General features: G+C 58.3%; 2 protein-coding genes and 2 pseudogenes. All 4 read right to left on the bottom strand.

Annotated features, from left to right (window positions below; all coding sequences use genetic code 11):
• Positions 1-149: pseudogene (locus tag C9413_RS34095) on the bottom strand (SIR2 family protein); the annotation flags it as partial.
• 40 nt (positions 150-189) lie between these two features.
• Positions 190-402, bottom strand: coding sequence for a putative nitrogen fixation protein NifT (nifT, locus tag C9413_RS32370; protein WP_040114240.1), 213 nt, complete (start codon positions 400-402; stop codon positions 190-192).
• 4 nt (positions 403-406) lie between these two features.
• Positions 407-724 carry a nitrogen fixation protein NifZ gene (locus tag C9413_RS32365; protein ID WP_040114241.1) on the bottom strand — a complete coding sequence of 106 codons (318 nt, stop codon included), beginning with the start codon at positions 722-724 and terminating at the stop codon, positions 407-409.
• An 82-nt stretch (positions 725-806) separates the two neighbouring features.
• Positions 807-1,001, bottom strand: a pseudogene (locus C9413_RS34090) (ferredoxin).
• Between the last annotated feature and the right edge of the window lie 29 nt (positions 1,002-1,030).

The following is a 1,030-nucleotide window of genomic DNA, read 5'->3' as shown; positions in this document are numbered from 1 at the left end:
GTTTCCGCGGATCCGAGCCGAAGGAGTCCGGGACCGAGATAGGGGACGACCTCGTTGGCGGCGAGCGCTTTCTTCAGAAGGTCAAGCCGCTTTTCGGCGTCACTGTCGCGAACAACCAAGAGAGGGTCCGAGGTCAGGATCGTGTTCATGCTGTTTTCTCTTTCCGATTGTCCTCGTCTATCTGCAGCATCAGTCCTCGTCAAAAATCCTCCTAGCCTTGACGGTGATCGGCAGACGCGTATCCCGCGGCATGTCGGGGAGGGCAAGCCGCCAGCCGTTCCCGAGCGTTATAGCCCCGCCCCACAGCTCTTCATTCTCGACCTTGATAATCGGCTCTTCGAGATCGTTCTTGGGAACGTAAGCCCACAAGCCAGCGCTGGATCTGCGGATCATTACCTTCATCTGGCTATTCCTTCGTTGAGGCCCTGGCGGTTTCAACAGCGCCGGAAGCCGCGGCTTTGTCGAGGCTCATAAGTTCACGCGCACGCATGCCGACGACAGTGCCGCGATCGACCCATTCGACAGCATAGATGTAAAACTGCTGGAGAAAGGTGCCGATATCGCGCACATAGCCTTCGTCGCCCTTCCGCACCAGATTTTCGCCGATTTCTTTGCCAGCATAGCTGCCGTCATTCTTTACGTGAAGTGTGGCCTGCACCCGCTCACCCGGTATAAATCGCGGAGGCTCGCGGATTTCGACCTCCTGTTCACGTCCAAGGCCCATGACCGTTCCTCCTTTTCCGAGCGGCAGGATGTCAATAAAGGCGTTCCAGGCTCTTGCGCAGGAGCCCCCACCATGCTGGCGATTAAATTGAAGGTGCGGCGGGAACACAGGTCCTCGGCACTGGACAGACCTCGGCGCATTGCTGCGTTTCGAAGGTTTTCTTGCATGCGGTGCACTTGTCCGGATCGCTCACCTATGGGTTCCCCTTTAAATCGCTCGCGACCGGGGGGCCTTCGGACCCGCAGTCTCCGCACTGTGTGCACCGGGTTGGAGCGATCCTGAAAGCCCTTTTTCCACCCCTGGGAA

The organism is Rhizobium sp. SEMIA 4085, from assembly GCF_013004495.1.
GTDB classification, from domain to species: Bacteria; Pseudomonadota; Alphaproteobacteria; order Rhizobiales; family Rhizobiaceae; genus Rhizobium; species Rhizobium gallicum.
The sequence above is the reverse complement of the archived record's forward strand: the minus strand, read 5'-3'. Positions and strand labels throughout refer to the sequence as shown.

Excerpts from the sequence above, each read along its gene's own strand:
- nifT (WP_040114240.1), bottom strand. The coding sequence starts at position 402 with ATGAAGGTAATGATCCGCAGATCCAGCGCTGGCTTGTGGGCTTACGTT.
- C9413_RS32365 (WP_040114241.1), bottom strand. The coding sequence starts at position 724 with ATGGGCCTTGGACGTGAACAGGAGGTCGAAATCCGCGAGCCTCCGCGA.